General features: G+C 69.1%; 20 protein-coding genes. 11 read left to right on the top strand and 9 right to left on the bottom strand.

What is annotated here, in order from left to right:
• Positions 1–18: 18 nt before the first annotated feature.
• Genes EV580_RS07880 through EV580_RS07870 form a run of 3 tightly spaced genes read left to right on the top strand, consistent with a single transcriptional unit; the run spans position 19 to position 2,220 of the window.
• A complete protein-coding gene (locus EV580_RS07880) occupies positions 19–405 on the top strand; it encodes a hypothetical protein (protein ID WP_133690485.1) in 387 nt (128 codons plus the stop codon).
• Positions 406–459: 54 nt separating this feature from the next.
• Positions 460–1,263, top strand: coding sequence for an SDR family oxidoreductase (locus EV580_RS07875; RefSeq protein ID WP_133690484.1), 804 nt, complete (start codon positions 460–462; stop codon positions 1,261–1,263).
• A gap of 57 nt (positions 1,264–1,320) precedes the next feature.
• Entirely contained in the window at positions 1,321–2,220 is a 900-nt protein-coding gene (locus tag EV580_RS07870; RefSeq protein WP_133690483.1) for a helix-turn-helix transcriptional regulator, read from the top strand.
• Here EV580_RS07870 and EV580_RS07865 read toward each other — a convergent pair.
• Genes EV580_RS07865 through EV580_RS07855 form a run of 3 tightly spaced genes read right to left on the bottom strand, consistent with a single transcriptional unit; the run spans position 2,172 to position 4,344 of the window.
• Positions 2,172–2,654: a GNAT family N-acetyltransferase gene (locus EV580_RS07865; RefSeq protein WP_133690482.1), complete on the bottom strand. Its 483-nt coding sequence runs from the start codon at positions 2,652–2,654 to the stop codon at positions 2,172–2,174. The genes EV580_RS07870 and EV580_RS07865 overlap by 49 nt on opposite strands.
• The gene (locus EV580_RS07860; protein ID WP_133690481.1) at positions 2,648–3,739 is read right to left on the bottom strand and encodes an isochorismate synthase; all 1,092 of its coding nucleotides are present in this window, start codon (positions 3,737–3,739) and stop codon (positions 2,648–2,650) included. Before EV580_RS07860 ends, EV580_RS07865 begins: the two co-directional genes overlap by 7 nt.
• Positions 3,739–4,344 carry an acid phosphatase gene (locus EV580_RS07855; protein WP_133690480.1) on the bottom strand — a complete coding sequence of 202 codons (606 nt, stop codon included), beginning with the start codon at positions 4,342–4,344 and terminating at the stop codon, positions 3,739–3,741. Before EV580_RS07855 ends, EV580_RS07860 begins: the two co-directional genes overlap by 1 nt.
• Before the next feature lie 70 nt (positions 4,345–4,414).
• On the opposite strand from EV580_RS07855, the gene EV580_RS07850 reads away from it, so the two are divergent.
• A complete protein-coding gene (locus tag EV580_RS07850; RefSeq protein WP_166654610.1) occupies positions 4,415–5,215 on the top strand; it encodes a ParA family protein in 801 nt (266 codons plus the stop codon).
• Here the strand turns inward: EV580_RS07850 and EV580_RS07845 are convergent.
• The gene (locus EV580_RS07845; RefSeq protein ID WP_133690478.1) at positions 5,212–6,435 is read right to left on the bottom strand and encodes an Rv3212 family protein; all 1,224 of its coding nucleotides are present in this window, start codon (positions 6,433–6,435) and stop codon (positions 5,212–5,214) included. The two genes, EV580_RS07850 and EV580_RS07845, sit on opposite strands and share 4 nt — an antisense overlap.
• A gap of 20 nt (positions 6,436–6,455) precedes the next feature.
• Positions 6,456–7,961 carry a DEAD/DEAH box helicase gene (locus tag EV580_RS07840; protein ID WP_133690477.1) on the bottom strand — a complete coding sequence of 502 codons (1,506 nt, stop codon included), beginning with the start codon at positions 7,959–7,961 and terminating at the stop codon, positions 6,456–6,458.
• 249 nt (positions 7,962–8,210) lie between these two features.
• Between EV580_RS07840 and EV580_RS07835 the strand changes: the two genes are divergently transcribed.
• Entirely contained in the window at positions 8,211–8,894 is a 684-nt protein-coding gene (locus EV580_RS07835; RefSeq protein WP_133690476.1) for a ferritin-like fold-containing protein, read from the top strand.
• Here the strand turns inward: EV580_RS07835 and EV580_RS07830 are convergent.
• The gene (locus tag EV580_RS07830) at positions 8,891–9,463 is read right to left on the bottom strand and encodes an MmpS family transport accessory protein (protein WP_133690475.1); all 573 of its coding nucleotides are present in this window, start codon (positions 9,461–9,463) and stop codon (positions 8,891–8,893) included. The genes EV580_RS07835 and EV580_RS07830 overlap by 4 nt on opposite strands.
• Before the next feature lie 185 nt (positions 9,464–9,648).
• On the opposite strand from EV580_RS07830, the gene EV580_RS07825 reads away from it, so the two are divergent.
• Positions 9,649–9,897, top strand: coding sequence for a DUF3107 domain-containing protein (locus EV580_RS07825; protein WP_133690474.1), 249 nt, complete (start codon positions 9,649–9,651; stop codon positions 9,895–9,897).
• 12 nt (positions 9,898–9,909) lie between these two features.
• Here EV580_RS07825 and fasR read toward each other — a convergent pair whose 3' ends face one another.
• Positions 9,910–10,584 carry an HTH-type transcriptional activator FasR gene (fasR, locus tag EV580_RS07820; protein WP_133690473.1) on the bottom strand — a complete coding sequence of 225 codons (675 nt, stop codon included), beginning with the start codon at positions 10,582–10,584 and terminating at the stop codon, positions 9,910–9,912.
• Positions 10,585–10,746: 162 nt separating this feature from the next.
• Between fasR and EV580_RS07815 the strand changes: the two genes are divergently transcribed.
• From EV580_RS07815 to EV580_RS07805, 3 genes are all read left to right on the top strand, one after another.
• Positions 10,747–11,793 (top strand): DUF3152 domain-containing protein, encoded by a 1,047-nt coding sequence (locus EV580_RS07815; protein ID WP_133690472.1) that lies wholly within the window; start codon positions 10,747–10,749, stop codon positions 11,791–11,793.
• Between the two features lie 118 nt (positions 11,794–11,911).
• The gene (gene moeZ / locus EV580_RS07810; RefSeq protein WP_133690471.1) at positions 11,912–13,102 is read left to right on the top strand and encodes an adenylyltransferase/sulfurtransferase MoeZ; all 1,191 of its coding nucleotides are present in this window, start codon (positions 11,912–11,914) and stop codon (positions 13,100–13,102) included.
• A 45-nt stretch (positions 13,103–13,147) separates the two neighbouring features.
• A complete protein-coding gene (locus EV580_RS07805; protein ID WP_133690470.1) occupies positions 13,148–14,002 on the top strand; it encodes a TIGR02569 family protein in 855 nt (284 codons plus the stop codon).
• Positions 14,003–14,098: 96 nt separating this feature from the next.
• On the opposite strand, the gene EV580_RS07800 is transcribed toward EV580_RS07805, so the two are convergent.
• Together EV580_RS07800 and EV580_RS07795 are read right to left on the bottom strand one after the other, a co-directional pair.
• The gene (locus EV580_RS07800) at positions 14,099–14,395 is read right to left on the bottom strand and encodes an MGMT family protein (RefSeq protein WP_133690469.1); all 297 of its coding nucleotides are present in this window, start codon (positions 14,393–14,395) and stop codon (positions 14,099–14,101) included.
• A gap of 2 nt (positions 14,396–14,397) precedes the next feature.
• Positions 14,398–15,186 (bottom strand): alpha/beta fold hydrolase, encoded by a 789-nt coding sequence (locus tag EV580_RS07795; RefSeq protein WP_166654609.1) that lies wholly within the window; start codon positions 15,184–15,186, stop codon positions 14,398–14,400.
• Positions 15,187–15,242: 56 nt separating this feature from the next.
• Between EV580_RS07795 and EV580_RS07790 the strand changes: the two genes are divergently transcribed.
• Entirely contained in the window at positions 15,243–18,365 is a 3,123-nt protein-coding gene (locus EV580_RS07790) for an ATP-dependent DNA helicase (RefSeq protein WP_166654608.1), read from the top strand.
• Positions 18,299–21,607: an ATP-dependent helicase gene (locus tag EV580_RS07785; protein WP_502703920.1), complete on the top strand. Its 3,309-nt coding sequence runs from the start codon at positions 18,299–18,301 to the stop codon at positions 21,605–21,607. Before EV580_RS07790 ends, EV580_RS07785 begins: the two co-directional genes overlap by 67 nt.
• Positions 21,608–21,687: the final 80 nt, after the last annotated feature.

Raw genomic sequence — 21,687 nt, 5'->3', positions numbered from 1 at the left:
ACGGGCTACCTTACGGGGGTGACCCAATCTGCTCTCCCATCCGTGGTCCGCTACGCCGGTTTCACTGCGGCGGCCGAAGGTGTGGTGGCCATCGTCGTGGCCATCGTGCTGGTGGTGCGCGCCGTCGGCGGCGCCGACCAGCACATCGTCAACGGATACGGGACGGCCGGCTGGTTCGCCGTGATGGGCGCCGCGGTCCTGGCCGCCGGGTGGGCACTGATCACCGGGCGGCGCTGGGGCCGAGGGATCGCGATCTTCGCGAATCTGCTGCTGCTGCCGGTGGCCTGGTACATCGTGGCCGCACACCAGCCGGTCTACGCCGTCGCTCTCGGCGGGGTGGCCATCGCGGTGCTCGGGCTGCTGTTCAGCCCGCCGGCGCTGCGCTGGGCATCGGGGGCCCAGTAGTACCTGTATCGGCAGGATCTCCCAGCGGCCGAACATGCCTGTCAACCTGGTTGGATGACGGACAGCCAATTCACCACTCACACAGAACTTTTCGATCTAAGCGGAAAGTACGCCCTTGTCACTGGCGGCACCAGGGGCATTGGGTTGATGATCGCGCGCGGCCTTCTCCAGGCGGGCGCCCGCGTCGTCATCAGCTCACGCAACGCCGATTCTTGCGTGGAGGCGCAGCGTCTACTGTCCGCATTCGGTGACGTTCACGCGATCCCCGCGGACCTGTCCAGGCACGACGAGTGTCAACGCCTCGCTGACCTTGTCACGGTCGAGTCGGGACGCCTGGACATCCTGGTCAACAACGCCGGAGCGATGTGGCGTGAGCCGCTGGCGACCTTCCCGGACGAGGCCTGGGACTCGGTGATCGACCTCAACCTCAAGTCGCCGTTCTGGCTGGTGCAGGCGCTGCTCCCGGCACTCAGCAGGGCGGGCACTGCCGATGACCCAGCACGGGTCATCAACATCGGGAGTATCGCCGCGATCCACGTCGCCCAGTCGCCCAATTACTCGTACGCCAGCAGCAAAGCGGCACTGCATCAACTCACCAGAGTGCTTGCCAGAGAGCTTGGCCCACAGCACGTCACGGTGAACGCGGTGGCGCCGGGACCGTTCCCGTCGCAGATGATGGCCTCCACGCTCGATGCCATCGGCGACACGATCGCTGCCGCGGCCCCGCTGCGCCGCCTCGGGCGTGACGACGACATGGCGGGTGTCGCCGTGTTTCTCGCCAGCCGGGCGGGCGCATACCTCACGGGTGCCGTCATCCCGGTAGACGGGGGCATCGCGACAACCGCATCGGGCACCTAGGCGGCGGGGTACTCGCAGTGCCTCCCTCGGATTGCGTGGCGAGCTTACGGTGGAGGGATGGCCACGATGGATCTACGTGCCGATATCCGCGATTTTCTCAGCTCGCGTCGCGCCCGCATCGCACCCGAGCAGGCGGGCCTGCCCGCCTCCGGCGGCAACCGTCGGGTCAAAGGTTTGCGTCGCGAGGAGGTAGCGCTTCTGGCGGGGGTATCGGTCGACTATTACGTGCGGTTGGAGCGCGGCAGCCTCGCCGGTGCCTCCGATGGCGTGCTCGAGGCGTTGGCATCGGCCCTACAGCTGGATGAGGCCGAGCGCGATCACCTGTTCCACCTCGCACGCCGATCTGGGGCGCGCAGCGGCGCACGCCGGCGTAATCCTGCGGTGACGGTGCGCTCGACGTTGCAACGGGTACTCGACGCCATCTCCGATGCGCCGGCGTGGATTTGCAACAGCCGTTATGACGTTCTCGCCACCAATCATCTTGCCCGCGCACTGTTTTCGCCGGTGTTGGCCGACCCGCGACGACCCGCGAACACGGCTCGGTTCATTTATCTGGATCCCGACGCGGCAAGACAGTTCTTCGTCGACTTCGACCAGATTGCCGATGACGTGGCCGCGAAGCTACGCATGGAGGTCGGCCGCAATCCGCACGACGAGGAGCTCATCGCGCTGGTCGGCGAATTGTCAACGTGCAGCCAGCTATTCCGGCAGCGGTGGGCATCTCAGAACGTGCGGCTGCACCGGTCCGGACGCAAGCGGATGCACCATCCGATCGTCGGCCAGCTCGACTTGGACGTCGAGTCCCTGGAACTGCCCGCCGACCCCGGCCTGCACTTCACCGTCTACACCGCGCCCGCAGGCACACCGACCGCTGACGATCTGGCGCTGCTGGCATCGTGGGCGGCCGGTCAGGCTTCTGAAGCCAGCGCCTGGAGCTCTGGGCCGCTCACCCGGTAATTGAGCCATTCCGACATCTGCTTGCCGCCGACGGCGTCGTAGAGCGCGATCGCGTTGACGTTCCAGTCGAGCACTTCCCACGCCAGGCGGGTGTACCCGTTGTCGACGCATTCCTTGGCCAACGTCGCGAGCAGGGTGCGGGCCAGCCCGCGACGGCGGAACTTGTCGCGAACGAACAAGTCCTCCAGGTAGATTCCGGCCACGCCGTCCCAGGTGGAGAAGGTGCGGAACCACAGGGCAACCGCGGCGGCTTCACCGTCGACCTCGACGATGTGGCACGACCCGACCGGATTCTCGGCGAAAAGTGCTGCGGTGATCTGAGTTTCGGTCACAGTGCACTGGTCGAGCGCATGTTCGAATTCGGCGAGTTCGCGGATCATCGTCACGATGTCGGCCTCGTCGCCGGGACGGGCCAAGCGGATCAGCGTCATGATTGCACTCCCAATGCAGACAGGATGGTCCTGAATTTCGTTGTGGTTTCTGCTACTTCGTCATCCGCGTCCGATTCTGCGACGATACCGCCGCCGGCCTGGGCCAGCGCCACGCGGCGGTCGGCGGACAGTTGTGCGCCGCGGATCGCCACCACCCACCGGCCGTCACCGCGGGCGTCGCACCAGCCCACCGCGCCGGCGTAGAAGCCGCGGTCGCCTTCCAGCTGCGCGATCAGATCGACTGCGTCCTGCGTCGGAACCCCGCCAACCGCCGGAGTCGGATGCAGGGCCAGCGCCAAATCGATTGCGGTGACCGAGGAGTCGCGTAACCGGCCGCGGATCGGGGTGGACAGGTGCCACAGCGCGGCGGTGTGGCTCAGCTGTGGCTGCTCGGCGACCTCGAGTTCGGCGCACAGCGGCTCGAGTGCGGCCCGCATCGTGTCGACGACCAGCTGGTGCTCATGGCGGTTCTTGCCCGACTCGGCCAGACCGGCGCCGTTGGCGGCGTCGGTCTGTGGGTCCGCCGAGCGCGGCGCTGACCCGGCGAACGGCTGGCAGCTGACCAGTTCACCGGACCGGGCGACCAGCAGTTCGGGGCTGGCGCCCACCAGGGCGGTGCCGGCGTAGTCGCCACCGGCGGGGGACAGGTCGGCCAGGTAGGCCGTGGCCTCGGCGTCGGCAGCCAGCCGGTGCAGGATCGCTCGCTCGTCCAGCGAACCGTCGGCGACAAGACGCAACGCACGCGCCAAAACGACCTTCTGCAAAGCGCTTTCAGGGTTGGTGAGACGGCCCAGGGCGGTATGGATGCGGGCACGGTGCTCCTCGGGTGAGGGCAGGGTCGCGGCGATGCGAACCGCAGGCAACGCCGTCATCGGCCAGGCGGGCAAGGCGTCGGTGAATGTCACCGAGGTCGGCGACAACAACGCCGCCTTGCCCCGGATGTCGAAAGGCAACGCGCCGACCACCACATCGGCCGACCCGTCGGCCAGCGCGGTCGACGCCGCAGCGACATCGTCGTACCCCGTCTGGATCCCTTCGGCGACGACCGTCCCGGCGGGCCCGCTGAGCACAAAGGAGAGCGGGGCCATCACGTCCCGGTGACCCGGTGGCTGGTCAAACCCAGCGCCGAGAGCTGCCGCAGGCCGTACTCGAAACCGCACACCGCGACCGAGGCCGTCCCGAACCCGTACCGGGCGCCTTCCCGCAGCGGCTGCTCCACCCAGCGGGTGACCACCGAGCGGGAGAAGTGGCCGTGGCTGACGAACACCACATCCCTCTCGACCATGTTCTCCAGCGCGTGCGATACCGCCTGATCGGCGCGCATGCTGACCTGGTCCACGCTCTCGCCGCCGGGGCAGCCGTAGGTCCACAGCAGCCAGCCGGGGGTGTCGGTGCGGATCTGGTGGGTGGTCAGGCCCTCGTAGTCGCCGTAATTCCATTCGGACAGCAGCGGAGACACCTCGTCGACGGTCAGCCCGGCCAGCTCGGCGGTTTCCAGCGCGCGTTTGCGCGGGCTGCTGATCACCAGCGGATTGTCGAGTCCGAGGTGGTCGAGTGTGAGGGCGGCCAGTTTGGCCTGCTCGCGTCCCTGCTCGGTGAGGCCGATATCGGTCGTGCTGGTGTGCTGGCCACTCTTGGACCATTCGGTTTCGCCGTGCCGAAGCAGGACCAGCCGATGCGTTCCGACGCTCACGCTGACTGATTCTGCCCGATGACCAGGCGCGCCGTAACAGCCGGGACGCAACGGCGGTGAACCTGCAAGGATGGTCACCGTGACCCGAGTATTGGCGGTGGCCAACCAGAAGGGTGGGGTGGCCAAGACAACCACGGTCGCATCTCTGGGGGCGGCGTTCGTTGATGCGGGCAAGCGTGTCCTGCTCATCGATCTCGACCCGCAGGGCTGTCTGACCTTCTCGCTGGGCACCGATCCGGACAAACTTCCGGTGTCGGTGCACGAGGTGCTGCTCGGCGATGTCGAGCCCAGCGCCGCGCTGGTGGAGACGGCCGAGGGCATGACGCTGCTGCCGGCCAACATCGACCTGGCCGGCGCTGAGGCGATGCTGCTGATGCGGGCCGGCCGCGAGTACGCCCTGAAGCGCGCGCTGGACAAGCTCGACCAGTTCGACGTGGTGATCATCGACTGTCCGCCCTCGTTGGGTGTGCTGACCCTCAACGGGCTGACCGCCGCCGACGAGGTGATCGTGCCGCTGCAGTGCGAGACGCTGGCGCACCGCGGCGTCGGCCAGTTCCTGCGCACCGTGGACGACGTGCAGCAGATCACCAACCCGAACCTGAAGCTGCTCGGCGCGCTGCCCACGCTCTACGACTCGCGCACCACGCACAGCCGCGATGTGCTCCTGGACGTCGCCGACCGCTACAACCTGCCGGTGCTGGCGCCGCCGATCCCGCGGACGGTGCGCTTCGCCGAGGCCAGTGCGTCCGGGTCGTCGGTGTTGGCGGGCCGAAAGAGCAAGGGCGGCACGGCTTATCGCGAACTGGCGAAGTCGTTGCTGAAGCACTGGAAGTCCGGCAAGGAATTGCCGACCTTCACCCCTGAGGTCTAGGGGCCGAAGGCGGCCAGCGTTTGACCGCGCTGCTCGATCACCTTCGAGTCGGTGACGGTGGGGACCACCGGTCCTGAGCCGTCCGGGTGGGTGATGGCGATGACGCGCTCGTTGGCGCCCTTGGCTGGGTCGTACACCCCCAGGCCGTTGGTCAGCGGAATGAGCAACTTGCCGGCCATCATCGCGCCCGGGCCCAGCGGGCCCACCGCGGCGGACGCCTCGATGGTGTAGCGATAGGACAGCCGGGAGTCGAAGACCTCCACGCTGTCACCGGTCCACCAGGTGAACATGTCGCCGGCCTTGGTGACGGCCTGGGCCGAATTGGCAAGCACCGGAGGCTTTTTCAGCAATGTGCTGGCGATCTTGGTGCCGGTGTCGTCGTAGACGGCGATCTCGGGCTGCGGCGCGGGCAGGTAGACCGCGGTCGTCGTGCCCGCCACGGCAAGCACCCGCGCCTCGGAATCGGCACTCACGCCGGGCAGTGGCACGTTCTTGGTGTCGGGTTCGTCTTCCTCTTTGGCCGGTTTGAGCAGTGTCAGGCGCAGATCCTTCTGATCCCGGCAGGCTTCCAGCACCGACACCGCTTCGTCGCTGGCGGCCGCCGACATCAGGGTGCAGCCGGTGCCGACGCCTTGATTGACCGGCTTGACTCTGGCGTCGATCTCGCCGTAGGACAGCATCCGCACCAGGTCCGAGCGCCACAGTTCCAGCCGGGTAGGGCCGGCCGAGAGGACAGCGCTGCCGTTGGAGCTGAGCACCACTCGCTTGTCGGCGTAGGACGTGCGGGTCGGGCCGCGGCGGCCGGTACCGCCGTTGATGCCGCTGACCTGACCGCAGCCCCGAACGTCGGGGTACACCGCGACGGCGAGGTCGTAGACGTAGGACACTCCGCACAGGTCGGTGTCGCGGGCATAGGTCCAGCGGACCTGTCCGGTCTGCGGGTCGCGGCCCTCCACCGTCGTCCCGTCCCCGGTCAACACGGTGCCGCCGACCACGATCGGGCTCAGCGTGCGCGGGCTGGCCGCCGTCCACAGCTGATGCAGCGTGTCGGGAACCACCCGTGCCGGAACCGGATTCGGCGGCGGCGAGGTGGCCGGCCGGCTGATCGTGGCCCGCGCCGAGCTGTTCCACCAGAACAGGCCGGCGATGACAGCCACGACAAGCGCGATCGTCGCCGCCGCGATGAGATCGCTCTTGGTGCGGCGCTCGGGTCTGACCATCTAGGCGACGATAGCGGTCGTCAGCTTGCTGTTGCCGGGGCCTCGGCGGCGGGGCGCGGCCGACGCCGGCGCCGGCGCTTGCGAGCCGGGCTGTCGTCGCCGCCGTCGGTGGCCGCAGGCTTGTCGGCAGCGGGCGAATCCGCCGCGGTCTCGACGTGTCCACTGGCTCCAGCACCGCCACGGGTGCGACGACGAGACCGGTTGCGGCTCGGCCGTTCCCGGTTGGAGTCCGTCGAGCTGATCCGCGTCCCGTCCTGCTTCTTGGCGGCCTGCGCCGACTTGCGCGGGCCACCGATCGAGCCGCCGGCGTCGGTCGGGATGCTCAGTTCCTCGTAGAGATGCGGTGAGCTGGAGTAGGTCTCCGCGGGGTCGGGGCACTCGAGCTTGAGCGCCTTGTCGATCATCGACCAGCGTTCGAGCTCGTCCCAGTCGACGAGGGTGATCGCGATGCCCGTCTTGCCGGCCCGGCCGGTGCGCCCGATGCGGTGCACGTAGGCCTGCTCGTCCTCGGGGATCTGGTAGTTGATGACGTGGGTGATGTCGTCGATGTCGATACCGCGGGCGGCCACGTCGGTCGCGACCAGCACGTCGATATCACCGGTACGGAACGCCTTGAGCGCCTTCTCGCGGGCGATCTGGCCCAGGTCGCCGTGCACGGCACCGACCTTGAAGCCGCGCTCACCGAGCTCGTCGGACACCTTCTGCGCGGTGCGCTTGGTGCGAGTGAAAATCATCGTCGCGCCGCGGCCCTGCGCCTGCAGGATGCGGCTGACCATCTCGACCTTGTCCAGCGCATGGGCGCGGTAGACGAACTGCTCGGTGGTGTCGTGGGTGGCTGCGCCCTGCACGCCCTCGGCCCGGATGTGGGTGGGCTGGTTCATGAACGTGCGGGCCAGCGTGATGATCGGGTCCGGCATGGTCGCCGAGAACAGCATGGCCTGGCGCTTCTCGGGGAGCTGCTTGAGGATGCGCTCGATATCGGGCAAGAAGCCCAGGTCGAGCATCTCGTCGGCCTCGTCGAGCACCAGCACCGACAGTCCGCCGAGCTGGAGGTGACCCTGCTGGGCCAGGTCGAGCAGCCGGCCGGGGGTGCCGACGACGACGTCGACGCCCTTCTGCAGCGCCTCGATCTGCGGCTCGTAGGGGCGCCCGCCGTAGATCGCGGTGACGGTCAGCTTGCGGGACTCGTCGGCCTGGAGGTACTTCGACGCGGCGACGAGGTCACCGTGCACCTGCAGGCAGAGCTCGCGGGTCGGTACCACGACCAGCGCGCGCGGAATGCTGGTCAGCGGGCGCGTGGTGTCGGTGGTGATCCGGTGCAGCAGCGGTACGCCGAAGGCCAGGGTCTTGCCCATGCCGGTGCGGGCCTGACCGATGAGGTCGTCGCCGGCCAGCGCCATCGGCAGGGTCTGTTCCTGGATGGCGAAGGCGTGTTCCTTGCCTTCTTCCGCGAGGGCGCGGACGATCTCGTCACGCACTCCGAGCTGGGCAAAGGACAGATGGGGGTGTGTTGTCAGTGGTGTCATGTGGTGGCGTTGTGCCTTCCGATGTCGTTCCTCGTTGCTGTGTCCAGCGCGCACGAGTTCTGACTTCGGAATGGAGTCGGCGTCAAGAGATTCGATGCCGATTCGCCGGGCCCCGCACTGAGGGAGGCGGGCCCACTGCGTGCACGCACATTTCCTTGACCGCGCCTCACGGCGCATGTCAGGTTCCATTGTAGCTGGTCGCGCTTGCCGAGACTGATCGCAGCCCCAGCCGCGACTACAGTGTCGGCCATGACCGCCCCGCAACCCGCCGCCGGATCTGCCGCGCGCATCTCCGCCGATCACCCCGGCGTCAACGAGTTGTTCGCGCTGCTGGCCTACGGCGAGGTCGCGGCGTTCTACCGGCTCACCGACGAGGCACGGATGGCGCCGAACCTGCTGGGCCGGATCAACATGGCCAGCATGGCGGCCGCCGAGATGGCCCACTACGAGCTGCTACACGACGCTCTTGAGGCCCGCGGCGTCGACGTCGTCCCGGCGATGTCGCGCCACGCCTCGGCGCTGGAGAACTACCACCGGCTGACCACGCCGAGCACCTGGCTCGAGGCTCTGGTCAAGACGTACGTCGGCGATGCGCTGGCGGCCGATTTCTATCTGGAGATCGCCGACGTGCTGCCCGACGAGGTGGCCTCGGTGGTGCGTGGGGTGCTCTCCGAGACGGGCCACTCGCAGTTCGTGGTCGCCGAGGTGCGGGCGGCGGTGACCACCAGCGGGCGGCAGCGCAGCCGGCTGGCGCTGTGGTCGCGCCGGCTGCTCGGTGAGGCGATCACCCAGGCCCAATACGTGCTGGCCGAGCACGACGAACTCGTCGACCTGGTGTTGGCCGGTCCGGGTGGGCTGGGTCAGGTGGCCGACTTCTTCGACCGGCTGCAGCGCACGCACGACGACCGGATGCGCCAGCTCGGGCTCGCTTAGCGGTTACAGGTCGCCGAGATCATGTTGTCGGTCTGGGCCGCGACGGTCGCGCCGCCGGCGTCGGTGATCCAGCAGTTCAGCTGACTTCCGTTGCTGCTGGCCGTGACGTAGTTGACCGGCACGGTCGGGACGACAGTCAGTCGCCACGGCAGCGACGCGTTCTCGACCGTGCGCAACGCGCCGGTCTCGTCGGCGTAGGTGATGGTCACCGAATCGTCGGGCCGCTGGTTGCCGGCGACGGTGTAGACGACCAAGGCGGAATCGACGGTGGTCTGGGCCATCGGTGCGGCGGCCGGGGCGGTGGTCGGGGGGAGCATGACCGGTGTCTCCACCGGAAGGCCGGGGACGGTGACGGTGACCGGAGCGAGCGGCGGGGTCGAGGTGCGTGGGCCGGGGATGGCCACCACGGTGCGGGTCGGTGTCGTGCCGCCGAACTCCGGCGTCGTGGAGGCGGCGTCGCCGGTGCGCACGACGTACGTCGTCGCGGTGGCGGCGACGAGCACGCCCGCGGTGGTCAGCGCCACCCGCGGCCACTGGACCAGCCGGCGTCGGCGCTTGGTGTCGCTCACGAGGCAAGGTTATGGACGCGCAAGCCTCGAAGCGGCGCGCCGCGCCTGTCCGTTGCCATGCTGTTATCCCAGCTTGATGCCCTATTCGCTCACCGCGAACGGCTGGCCTCAACCGGGTCGGCGGGCGTCCACTAGCCTTCTGGGGAAGACGCGCACACGACGCAGACAAGAGAGAAGGGGCCAGCGTGGAGGTCAAGATCGGTGTCACGGACAGCCCGCGTGAGCTCGTGTTCCAGAGCTCCCAGACGCCTGCAGAGGTGGAAGAGCTGGTGACCTCGGCGTTCTCGAAGGGTGGCTCGGACGTGCTGAGCCTGACCGACGACAAGGGCCGCCGCTTCCTGGTGCAGACCGCCAAGATCAGCTACGTCGAGATCGGTGTCGCCGACGTGCGCCGGGTTGGTTTCGGGATCGCCGCGGGACCCGCAGGCGCTTAAGCCCTAACGCCGTCAGCCGCGCGTCAGCGGGACGTGTGACAGGCCGCCCCAGGCGAACTGCACCGTCCCGTCGACCGCGGCCTCTTTGGACACCGGACGGTCGGCGTGCAGCCAGTACCGCGCGCTGTCCACGCTGATGGCCACCAGGCCGACCGCGATCATCCGGGCGCGGTGCGGATCGAGCCCGGAATCCCGGCTGATCAGGTCGAACACCGCATCGGTGCACGATTCGGTAGCCACCTTGACCTGGGATGAGACCTGCGGCTCGGTGATGTAGTCGTTCTCGAAGATCAGCCGGTAACCCTGGCCGTCGTGCTCGATGAAATCGAAGAAGGCCTGGACCGCCGCGCGCAGCCGTTGCCGGTTGTCGGTGGTGGTGCGCAGGGCTTGGCGCACACCGGACACCAGATTTTCGACGTGCCGGTTCAAGACCGCCAGATACAGCTCAAGCTTGCTTGAGAAGTGTTGGTAGAGAACGGGTTTGCTCACACCCGCGCGATCGGCGATCTCGTCCATGCCTGCGGCGTGATAGCCGCGGTCGACGAAGACTTCGCTGGCCGCGACCAGCAGTTGGCCCCGTCGCTCGTCGCGGGGAAGACGGCTGCCACGCCGAGGGGCGGTGGCAGGACGGTCGCCATTGGCCGTTCGAGCGGACTTCCGCTCGGCCGCGTTGGCGAGATCGCTCATCGGGTCCTCAATCTGTGTGTGGCTGGGCAGCATTACCCCCGCGCTCGCAGCCCCGTTGAACTGACATTACTACCCGCTACTGGTTACTGGCCCGTAGCGCGCGCGGGGAAGGCACGGGCGCGCCGGGAGTCTCGCATACGGCTGTTGTGCCATCCTGGGTCGGTGACCTACGACCCGGGGCACCGCGGCGGCGGTCGTGTGCCTGTGTTGCGCAACGAGTGGCGTGAGCCGCTGCGCGCGCTGCGGGACCCGTTGGCCGAAGAGCACGGCAGGGTCAGATCCAACCGTGATCAGCGTCGTCAATGGCGCAAACAGAGCTGGTTGGGCCGATTCATCTCGACCTACGGCTGGCGCGCGTATGCGCTACCGGTGCTCGTGGTGGTCACCGGAGTGGTGCTGTATCAGACCATCACCGGAACGGCGGCTCCGGCCACCGAACCCACCGTCGCGCACGGCGGTGTCGAAGGCCCGCCGACGATCGGGTCGAGTGGTACGGCGATCATCGGCGCGCCGCCGCGCGGGCTGACCGAATTCGACGCGAACCTGCCGACCGGGATCCTGCCCGAAGGTGGGGCGTTCACCGAGGCGGGCGCCAAGACGTGGCACGTTGTGCCGGGCACCACGCCCAAGGTCGGTGAGGGCACCGCCAAGACGTTCACCTACACCGTCGAGATCGAGGACGGCGTCGACACCGGGTCCTTCGGCGGTGACGAGGGGTTTGCCCGGATGGTCACCGAGACGCTGGGCAATCCGAAGAGCTGGATTCACAATCCGCAGTTCGCCTTCGAGCGGATCGATGACAGCAGCCCCGGCGTCAAACCGGATTTCCGGGTGTCGCTGACATCACCGATGACGGTGCGGGAGGGCTGCGGCTACGAGATCCCGCTGGAGTCGTCCTGCTACAACCCGGCCTACGGCCCCGACGCTCAGCCGCGGGTGTTCATCAACGAATCCCGTTGGGTGCGCGGCGCGGTGCCGTTCCAGGGCGATATCGGCTCGTACCGGCAGTACCTGATCAACCACGAGGTGGGCCACGCGATCGGCTACCAGCATCACGAGCCGTGCGACGAGAACGGCGGACTGGCGCCGGTGATGATGCAGCAGACGTTCTCGACGGCCGACAACGACGCGTCGAAGTTCGACCCGGAGTACGTCAAACCGGACGGGAAGACCTGCCGGTTCAACTCGTGGCCATATCCGATCGCCTGAGCGCGTAGGTCTCGCGGAAGCATTCGCGGCTGTTTGCCGTTGGTCTGACCACCTGCTGAGATGGATGGTGAACGTCCGTCCGGCTCGTATTGATTGAAGCCGAGAGCGAGGAGTGCCGGTGTCTTCGTTGCCGCCGCTGGTCGAGCCCGCCGCCGAGCTCACTCGTGACGAGGTGGCGCGCTACAGCCGCCACCTGATCATCCCGGACCTGGGCGTGGACGGGCAGAAGCGTCTGAAGAACGCCAAGGTCCTTGTCATCGGCGCCGGCGGACTGGGCTCGCCCACGCTGCTGTACCTGGCCGCGGCAGGTGTCGGCACGATCGGCATCGTCGAGTTCGACGTCGTCGACGAATCCAATCTGCAGCGCCAGATCATCCACGGCCAGTCCGATATCGGGCGGTCCAAGGCCGAAAGTGCCCGCGATTCCATCCTTGAAGTCAACCCGCTGGTCACCGTGCGCCTGCACGAGCTGCGGCTGGCGCCCGACAACGCGGTGCAGCTGTTCGAGCGGTACGACCTGATCCTGGACGGCACCGACAACTTCGCCACCCGCTACCTGGTCAACGATGCCGCGGTGCTGGCGCACAAGCCCTACGTGTGGGGCTCGATCTACCGCTTCGAAGGCCAGGCCTCGGTGTTCTGGGAGGACGCGCCGGCCGATGAGGACGGCAACGAGCGCAGCCTCAACTATCGCGATCTCTATCCCGAACCGCCGCCGCCTGGCATGGTGCCGTCCTGCGCCGAGGGTGGCGTCCTGGGCATCCTGTGCGCCTCGATCGCGTCGATCATGGGCACCGAGGCCGTCAAGCTGATCACCGGGATCGGCGAGACCCTGCTGGGCCGGCTGATGATCTACGACGCACTCGACATGACGTATCGGACCATCCGGATCCGCAAGGATCCCGAAACGCCGAAGATCACCGAACTCATCGACTACGAGTCGTTCTGCGGGGTGGTGTCCGAGGCTGTCGCCGACGCCGCGCAGGATTCGACGGTCACCCCGCGCGAGCTACGTGAGCTGCTGGATTCCGGCAAAAAGCTGGTCCTGATCGACGTCCGCGAGCCGGTGGAGTGGGAGATCAACCACATCACCGGCGCCGAACTGATCCCGAAATCGGTGATCGAATCAGGGGAAGGCCTGACCAAGTTGCCGCACGACCGGGTCCCGGTGCTCTACTGCAAGACCGGCGTGCGTTCGGCCGAGGCGCTGGCCCTTGTGAAGAAAGCCGGTTTTTCTGATGCATTGCACCTGCAGGGCGGGATTGTGGCCTGGGCGAAGCAAATCGATCCCGACATGGTCATGTACTGACAGCTACTTTGCGTCGCGACAATTTAGGCTGTCGGGGTGGACGGGGTGACTGATGAACGCCCGCCTGATCATGTTCTGGCGACCTTCGGGCTGAAGGGCCAGGATCCTGAACCGCTCGGTGCGGGCTGGGAAGGCGGCTTCAAGTGCGGCGAGGTAGTGCTGTCGGTGATTGCCGACCACGCCAGGGCCGCGTGGTCGGCGAAGGCCCGCGAGACGTTGTTCATCGACGGGGTGCGGCTGGCCCGCCCGGTCCGTTCGACTGACGGCCGCTACGTGGTGTCGGGTTGGCGGGCAGACACATTCGTCGCCGGTACGCCCGAACCCCGCCACGACGAGGTCGTCTCGGCCGGGGTGCGGCTGCATGAGGCCACCGCCAAGCTGGAACGGCCGCGATTTCTGACCCAGGCGCCGGTGGCACCGTGGAGCGACGTCGACGTGTTCATCGCCGCGGACCGGGCCGCCTGGGAGGACCGTCCGCTGCATTCGCTGCCGCCCGGGGCGATGGTGGCGCCCGGAACTGCCGACGGCGAGCGATCGGTGGACCTGATCAATCAGCTGGCCGGGTTGCGGAAGCCGACCAAGAGTCCCAATCAGCTGGTGCACGGCGACTTGTACGGCACCGTCCTGTTCGCCGGGACGGCCGCGCCGGGTATCACCGACATCACGCCCTATTGGCGGCCGGCGTCGTGGGCGGCCGGGGTGGTCGTGGTCGACGCTTTGGCCTGGGGTGAGGCCGACGATGGTTTGATCGAGCGCTGGGATGCTCTGCCGGAGTGGCCGCAGATGTTGTTGCGCGCTTTGATGTTCCGGCTCGCTGTGCATGCCCTGCATCCACGTTCGACGGCGGCCGCGTTCCCCGGTCTGGCGCGCACCGCCGCGCTGATCAGGCTGGTTCTCTAGGCTCCAGTTCTGCGCCGAAACCGACGTTTGGGCGGGAAAGTGCGAGAACGGCGCAACATAACGTCGATCTCGGCGCGCCCGGAAACCCTTGGTGCTCTAGAACTCGTGCCGGTCTTGGGCCAGGTTCACCCGGCCGTCCTTGGCCAGTACCCCTTCGGCCCGTAGGAGTTCGAGCTGGCGTGTCGTCAGATGGGCGGCCGGGCGGCCGGACGCGGTGATGACCCGATGCCATGGCAAATCCGAGGAGTCGGTGCGCATGATCCAGCCGACGATGCGCGGGCTGGAAAGCTTTGCCGCCCTTGCGATGTCACCGTAGGTGGCGACCCGGCCGGCCGGTATCGAGGCGACCAGCCCGCGCACCTGCTCGACCTGGTCATCGGTGACCGGCGCCATCGCTAATTCGCTCCGAGGAGATCGCGGATGACCTTGGCGGTCTCCTGCGGTTTGGCATGCGGAACCATGTGCTGACAGGCGAAGTCGACGAGGGTGAAGTCCGCGCCCAGCCGTGTCGACAGCCCGTCGAGAAGTTCGTCGCTGACGTAGGGCGGGTCCGTCCACTGCGCCCGCACCAGGGTTGTCGGAGTTCCGGTGCGCGGCAGCACAATATCGCGGGCCAGCTCGCTCCAGTACGACATCATCGCGGGCACGCAGATCCGCCAGCCGAAGCGACCGCTGGGCAGTGCGATGAGATGCTCATCGAGATCCTCGTCGAGTTCGGCAGGATCGACGTCGGCCCACGAACCGGTGAACTTCTCGGTGCGGGCCTGCTCCCGATCGGGGTAGTCCGGCGATGCCAGCATGGACTCGGAGATCTCGTACATCCATTGGCCGTCCAGGCCGATCGCCGGGTCCAGCAGCACCAGCCCGGACACCAGGTCGGGGCATGCCGCCGCGAGATTGAGGGCGATCGCGCCGCCGAAGGAATGTCCCACCACCACAACGGGGCCGTCGGCGTCGTTCTCCACCAGCGTGGCCAATGCGGTGATGTTGGCCTCGATCGTCCACGGCGCCGCATACGACGAGCGGCCGTGCCCGATCAGATCGGGTGCGGCCACGGTGAATTCGGACAGGTGCTCGTCGGCCAGCCTGCGCCACCGGTAGCCGTGGCCGGTCAGGCCGTGGATGGCCAGCACCTGAACGGGGCCGGCCGGACCGAAGCGGTGGACGTGAAGATCGTGGGTCACGGGGGCCATGCTGCCACTTCTGCCTTTTGTCGGTGGTGCGTGGTGACATGACTGCCATGACGACCGCCCTGCTTGCCCCGGTGACCGAGCCTGCCGATGTGCTGCGCCCGGAGCTGCGCGGCACGGTGCGCGTCGTCGGCGGGCCGGGGACCGGCAAGACGAGCCTGCTGGTGGCGGCGGCCGCCGCGCACATCGCTGCCGGACGGGACCCGGAATCGGTTCTGCTGCTGACGGGTTCGGGTCGGCTCGCGGCTGCCACCCGCGCGACGCTCACCGCCACTTTGCTCGCGGCGCGCTCGGCCGAGCCGTGCCGGGCGGTGGTGCGCGAACCGCTGGTCCGCTCGCTGCACAGCTATGCGTTCGCGGTGCTGCGGCAGGCCGCTGCCCGCGCAGGTGATCCGCCGCCTCGGCTGGTCACCGGGGCCGAGCAGGACGGCATCATTCGCGAGCTGCTCGCGGGCGATCTCGAGGACGGCGACGCGTCGGCATCACGCTGGCCGCAGGTGCTGCGCCCCGCACTGACCACCGCCGGGTTCGCCACCGAACTGCGCGACCTGCTGGCCCGCTGCGCCGAGCGCGGAGTGGACCCGCTGGCGCTGCAACGCATCGGCCGGCTGTCCGGACGGCCCGAGTGGGCCGCAGCGGGCCGGTTCGCGCAGCAATACGAACAGGTGATGCTGCTGCGCGCGGCCGTCGGCACCGCGGCGCCGCAGGCCACCGTGCCCGCGCTGGGCGCTGCCGAGTTGGTCGGCGCGGCGCTCGAGGCGCTGGCCTCCGACGCCGAGCTGCTGGCCGCCGAGCGCTCGCGGGTACGCCTGCTGCTCGTCGACGATGCCCAGCACCTCGATCCGCAGGCGGCGCGGCTGGTCCGGGTGCTGGCCGCCGGCGCCGAGCTGACCCTGCTGGCCGGTGACCCCAATCAGGCGGTCTTCGGTTTCCGCGGTGCCGACCCGGCGATGCTGACCGCGTCCGACACCCCGATGGTCGAGCTCGCCCGGTCGCACCGGTGCGCGCCGGCGGTGGCCGCCGCGATCAGTGGGGTCGCCGCGGGGCTGCCCGGCAACAGTGCCTGGCGCAATCTGGCGGGCAACACCGACGACGACGGATCGGTGCAGGTTCGCGTGGCGGGCTCGGCGCACGCCGAGGCGGCGTTGATCGCCGACACGCTGCGCCGGGCGCATCTCGTCGACGGGGTGCCGTGGTCGCAGCTGGCGGTGATCGTTCGCTCGCCGTCGGCCGCCGCGGCCCTGCCCAGGGCGCTGGCGGGTGCCGGTGTGCCGGTCGCCGCGGCGCAGCTGGCAGGGTCCATCGCCGACCAGCCCGCGGCGCAGGCGCTGCTGCTGGTCCTGGCGGCGACCGCCGACGGCCTCGATGCTCAGCAGGCGGTGTCCCTGCTGACCGGTCCGATCGGCAGAGTCGACCCGGTGACGCTGCGGCAGTTGCGTCGTGCGCTGCGCCGCAACGCCTCTGGTGACTTCGGCGAGCAACTCGTCGCGGCGCTGACCACCGGCCCGGTGGATCTGCCTGCGACGCTCGCTCGCCCGGTCAACCGAGTGCGGGCGGTGCTGACGGCGGCCGGCCGCGGGCACCGCCGGCACCGCGACCCGCGCTACACACTGTGGCAGGCCTGGGAGCGCAGCGCGCTGCAGCGGCGCTGGCTGTCCGCGGCCGAGCGCGGCGGCACCGAAGGCGCACTGGCCGATCGCAACCTCGAAGCCGTCACCGCGTTGTTCGACATCGCCGACGACTACGTCTCCCGCACCACCGGCGCGTCTCTGAGCGGTCTGCTCGATCATGTTGCGGGGCTGCAACTCCCGCCGGTCAGCAGTGACGGTCATGTCACCGAGACTGTCGCCGTGCTGAGCCCGCACGCGGCACTGGACCGCGACTGGGACCTGGTCGTCATCGCCGGGCTGCAGGATGGTTTGTGGCCCAACACCACACCGCGAGGTGGGGTGCTGGGCACCCAGCGGCTGCTCGACGTGCTCGATGGGCTGGGGGATGACGTCTCGGCTCGCGCCCCGCTGCTCGCCGAGGAGCGCAGGCTGCTGATCGCCGCGATGGGCCGCGCGCGGCGCGGCCTGCTGGTCACCGCCGTCGACAGCGACGCCGGCGACGGCGCTTCGCTGCCGTCGCCGTTCGTCGCTGAGATCGCCGGCTACACGTCCGCGGATGTACAGCCTGCTGCGCCGGCCGTCGCGCCGCCGGTGCTCGCACCGGCGGCGGTCGTCGGCCGGCTGCGCGCGGTCGTCTGCGCCCCGGCCGGCGCGGTCACCGACGGTGAACGTGGCACGGCCGCACAACAATTGGCGCGACTGGCAGCCGACGGCGTCGCGGGTGCCGACCCGTCGCAGTGGTACGGCATGACGACCGTCAGCACGGCGGAGCCGCTATGGAGCGGTGACGAGCACACCGTCACCCTCAGCCCGTCGACACTGCAGACGCTGACCGACTGCCCGCTGCGCTGGCTGGCCGAACGTCACGGCGGCTCCGACCGCCGCGACCTGCGCTCGACCCTCGGCTCGGTGGTGCATGCGCTGATCGCCGATTCGACGATCAGCGAGGAGCGGTTGTTCGCGCGGCTGGAAACCCTCTGGAGCACATTGCCCTTCGATTCGCCGTGGTACGCCGCCAACGAACTGGACCGGCACCGGGCCATGCTCGCGACGTTCGTGGCGTGGCGCGCGGCCACTCGTCACGAGCTGACCGAGATCGGCACCGAGATCGACGTCGACGGGGCGATCGCCGCCCCCGGGCAGGACCTGCCCGGGGTGCGGGTGCGCGGCCGGGTCGACCGGCTGGAGCGCGACGCCGAGGGCCGGCTGGTGATCGTCGACGTCAAGACCGGCAAGAGTCCGGTGACCAAGGATGCGGCGCAGCGGCACGCCCAGCTCGGCCTCTACCAGTTGGCCGTCACCGAGGGCGCGCTCGCCGACGGCGATCGCCCCGGTGGTGGGCGGCTGGTGTATGTGGCCAAGCCGAACGCGTCGGGTGCCACCGAGCGCGAGCAGTCCCCGCTGACTCCCGAGAGCACCGACGAGTGGCGACAGACTGTGCAGCAGGCCGCGGGTGCGACCGCCGGCCCACAGTTCCTCGCCCGGGTCAACGACGGCTGCGCGCACTGCCCGATGCGTGCCGGCTGCCCCGCGCACACCTCGGCGCGAACGGAACAGTCATGACCTACAGTCCCACGGAACTGGCTGCAGCCCTTGGCCTTCCGACTCCCACCGACGAGCAGGCCGCCGTCATCGCCGCCCCGCCCGGCCCACTGGTGGTGATCGCCGGCGCCGGTGCGGGCAAGACCGAGACCATGGCCGCACGGGTGGTGTGGTTGGTGGCCAACGGATTCGCCGATCCGGGGCAGGTGCTCGGCCTGACCTTCACCCGTAAGGCGGCCGGCCAGCTGTTGCGCCGGGTGCGTTCCCGGCTGGCCCGCCTGGCCGGCCACCTCGGCGGGTCGGCGCAGCAGGGCGCCCCGACGGTCAGCACCTATCACGCCTTCGCCGGCACACTGCTGCGCGAGTTCGGGCCGCTGCTCCCGGTGGAGCCCGATGCCCGGCTGCTGAGCGAAACCGAGCTGTGGCAGCTGGCTTTCGAGGTGGTCAGCGGCTATCCGGGGCCGTTGGACACCGAGAAGGATCCCGCGGGCGTCACCGCGATGGTGCTGAAGCTGTCCGGCGAGCTGGCCGAGCATCTGGTCGACACCGACCAATTGCTGGACACCCACGTCGAACTCGAACGCCTGGTGCACCATCTGCCTGCCGGGCGCTACCAGCGCGACCGCGGCCCCAGCCAGTGGCTGCTGGCGATGCTGGCCACCCAGACCGAACGCACCGCCCTGGTGCCGCTGATCGACGCGCTGCATGCCCGGATGCGGGCCGACAAGGTGATGGACTTCGGGTCGCAGATGTCGGCGGCGGCACGCCTGGCCTCCTCGTGCCCGCAGGTGGGGGCGCAGCTGCGCGACCGGTTCCGGGTGGTCCTGCTCGACGAATACCAAGACACCGGCCATGCTCAGCGGATCGCGCTGTCCTCGCTGTTCGGTGAAGGCGCTGATGAGGGCCTGGCGCTCACCGCGGTCGGGGACCCGATCCAGTCCATCTACGGCTGGCGCGGAGCGTCGGCCACCAACCTGCCGCGTTTCACCACCGACTTCCCCCAAGCCGACGGCTCACCCGCGCCGACCCTCGAGCTGCGGACCAGCTGGCGCAATCCGCCGAGCACGTTGCACATCGCCAATGCCGTGTCGGCCGAAGCACGCCGCCGGTCGGTGGCGGTCCGCGCGCTGCGCGCGCGGCCCGGCGCCGACCCCGGCACGGTGCGCTGCGCCCTGCTCAATGACGTTGCCGCCGAGCGGGAATGGATCGCCGACCACATCGCGCAGCGCTATGCGGCGGCCGATGACCAACCGCCGACCGCCGCGGTGTTGGTGCGGCGCAACGCCGATGCCGGTCCGATCGCGGAGGCGCTGGCCATTCGCGGGGTGCCGGTCGAAGTGGTCGGGCTGGCCGGGCTGCTGTCCATCCCCGAGGTCGCCGACGTGGTGGCGATGGTGCGCCTGGTCGCCGACCCGGCCGGCGGGGCGGCGGCCATGCGGGTGCTGACCGGCCCGCGCTGGCAGCTCGGCGCGCGCGACCTCGCGGCGCTCTGGCGCCGCGCGGTCGCGCTCGACGGGGCGCGGCCGGCGGCGGCGAGCGCCGAGCAGATCATCGCCGCGGCCGGACCCGACGCGGACACCGCGAGCCTGGCTGACGCGCTGGCCGATCCGGGCGCCGCGGCCGCATACTCACCAGAAGGTCGCCAGAGAATCACCGACCTCGCCGGTGAACTGGCAAGGCTGCGAACATTTTTGGGCCACCCGGTCACCGAGCTCGTCGGCGAGGTGCGTCGTGCGCTCGGGGTCGATGTGGAGGTGCGGGCTGCTCGGCCGGTGATCGCAGGATGGGCCGGTGCCGAGCACCTGGACCGATTCGCCGACGTGGTGGCCGACTACGCGGCCCGCCCGCAGGCGTCCGCCGACGGTCTGCTGGCCTACCTGGACGCAGCCGAAACAGTGGAGAACGGACTGGCCCCCGCCGAGGTCAGCGTGGCGGCCGGGCGGGTGCAGGTGTTGACCGTGCACTCCGCCAAGGGGCTGGAGTGGCAGGTGGTTGCTGTTCCGCACCTGTCCGCCAGGGTTTTTCCGTCCACCGCCGCCAAGCGCAGCTGGTTGACCGATCCTGCCGATTTGCCGCCGCTGCTGCGTGGTGACCGGGCGGCCGAAGGTCTGCACGGGGTTCCGGTGCTCGACACCGCGAAGGTCAACGATCGAAAGGCGTTGTCCGACACGATCATGGCGCACCGCCATCAGCTCGAGCAGCGCCGCCTCGACGAGGAGCGCAGGCTGCTCTACGTCGCGATCACCCGGGCCGAAGACACCCTGTTGCTGTCGGGCCACCACTGGGGCGCCAGCGAAAGCAAACCCCGCGGTCCGTCGGACTTCCTGCTGGAGATCAAGGACATCATCGACGAGGCGGCCGCGGCGGGGGAGCCCTGCGGGGAGGTCGAACTCTGGGCCCCGCCGCCCGCCGAGGGCGAGCGTAACCCGTTGCGCGACAACGTCCGTGAGGCGATCTGGCCGGCCGATCCGCTTGGTCGCGCGCGTGTCGATGTCGAGAATGGCGCCGCATTGGTGCGAGCGGCGCTGAACGGCGAGACTGCCGACGCCGGTGAGGATCCCGAAGGCTGGGTCGCCGACGTCGACGCACTGTTGGCCGAGCGGGCCCGCATTCTCACCCCGCCGCCGGCGCAGCTACCCGGCCAACTGTCGGTCAGCGCGCTGGTCGAACTCGACCGCGACCCGACCGCGCTGCGCCGGCTGACCCGACGGCTGCCGTCCCGGCCGGACCCGCATGCGATCCTGGGCACCGCATTCCACGAGTGGGTGCAGCGGTTCTATGGCGCCGAGCGCCTTTTCGACCTCGACGACCTGCCCGGTGCCGTCGACGGGACCGTCACCGAAACCGAGGAACTCGCGACGCTGCAAGATGCCTTCACTCGATCAGAGTGGGCGGCCCGCACCCCGGTCGACGTCGAGGTGCCGTTCGAGATGGCGATCGGCGACACCGTCGTGCGCGGCCGGATCGACGCGGTGTTCGCCGACCCGGACGGTGGCATGACGGTGGTCGACTGGAAGACCGGCGAACCACCGGCCGACGATGAGGCCAAAAAGCACGCCGCCGTCCAACTCGCGGTCTACCGGCTGGCGTGGGCGGCGATCAAGAACTGCCCGGAGTCAGACATCCGTGCGGCCTTTCACTATGTGCGTCAAGGTGTCACCGTGAGACCGGAAAAGCTCGCCGGCCCAGAGGAATTGGTGGCGCTGTTGCAGCGCGCACCCGCGCCGGGGGAGCCGCTCAAGCTCACTGCGGACGCACATTAACTTGGGATCGGTAGCTCCGGCGGTTTTGTGCACTTACCGCATCGACGCCGCAGGGTGCGGCGCACTTGAGAAAGAGCACA

The organism is Mycobacterium sp. BK086 (genome assembly GCA_004362315.1).
GTDB lineage: Bacteria > Actinomycetota > Actinomycetes > Mycobacteriales > Mycobacteriaceae > Mycobacterium.
The sequence above is the reverse complement of the archived record's forward strand: the minus strand, read 5'-3'. Positions and strand labels throughout refer to the sequence as shown.

What these genes read in the sequence shown, in the direction of transcription:
- EV580_RS07875 (WP_133690484.1), top strand. Translation starts at nt 460, where the DNA reads ATGACGGACAGCCAATTCACCACTCACACAGAACTTTTCGATCTAAGC.
- EV580_RS07870 (WP_133690483.1), top strand. Translation starts at nt 1,321, where the DNA reads ATGGCCACGATGGATCTACGTGCCGATATCCGCGATTTTCTCAGCTCG.
- EV580_RS07860 (WP_133690481.1), bottom strand. Translation starts at nt 3,739, where the DNA reads ATGGCCCCGCTCTCCTTTGTGCTCAGCGGGCCCGCCGGGACGGTCGTC.
- EV580_RS07850 (WP_166654610.1), top strand. Translation starts at nt 4,415, where the DNA reads ATGGTCACCGTGACCCGAGTATTGGCGGTGGCCAACCAGAAGGGTGGG.
- EV580_RS07845 (WP_133690478.1), bottom strand. Translation starts at nt 6,435, where the DNA reads ATGGTCAGACCCGAGCGCCGCACCAAGAGCGATCTCATCGCGGCGGCG.
- EV580_RS07840 (WP_133690477.1), bottom strand. Translation starts at nt 7,961, where the DNA reads ATGACACCACTGACAACACACCCCCATCTGTCCTTTGCCCAGCTCGGA.
- EV580_RS07835 (WP_133690476.1), top strand. Translation starts at nt 8,211, where the DNA reads ATGACCGCCCCGCAACCCGCCGCCGGATCTGCCGCGCGCATCTCCGCC.
- fasR (WP_133690473.1), bottom strand. Translation starts at nt 10,584, where the DNA reads ATGAGCGATCTCGCCAACGCGGCCGAGCGGAAGTCCGCTCGAACGGCC.
- EV580_RS07800 (WP_133690469.1), bottom strand. Translation starts at nt 14,395, where the DNA reads ATGGCGCCGGTCACCGATGACCAGGTCGAGCAGGTGCGCGGGCTGGTC.
- EV580_RS07790 (WP_166654608.1), top strand. Translation starts at nt 15,243, where the DNA reads ATGACGACCGCCCTGCTTGCCCCGGTGACCGAGCCTGCCGATGTGCTG.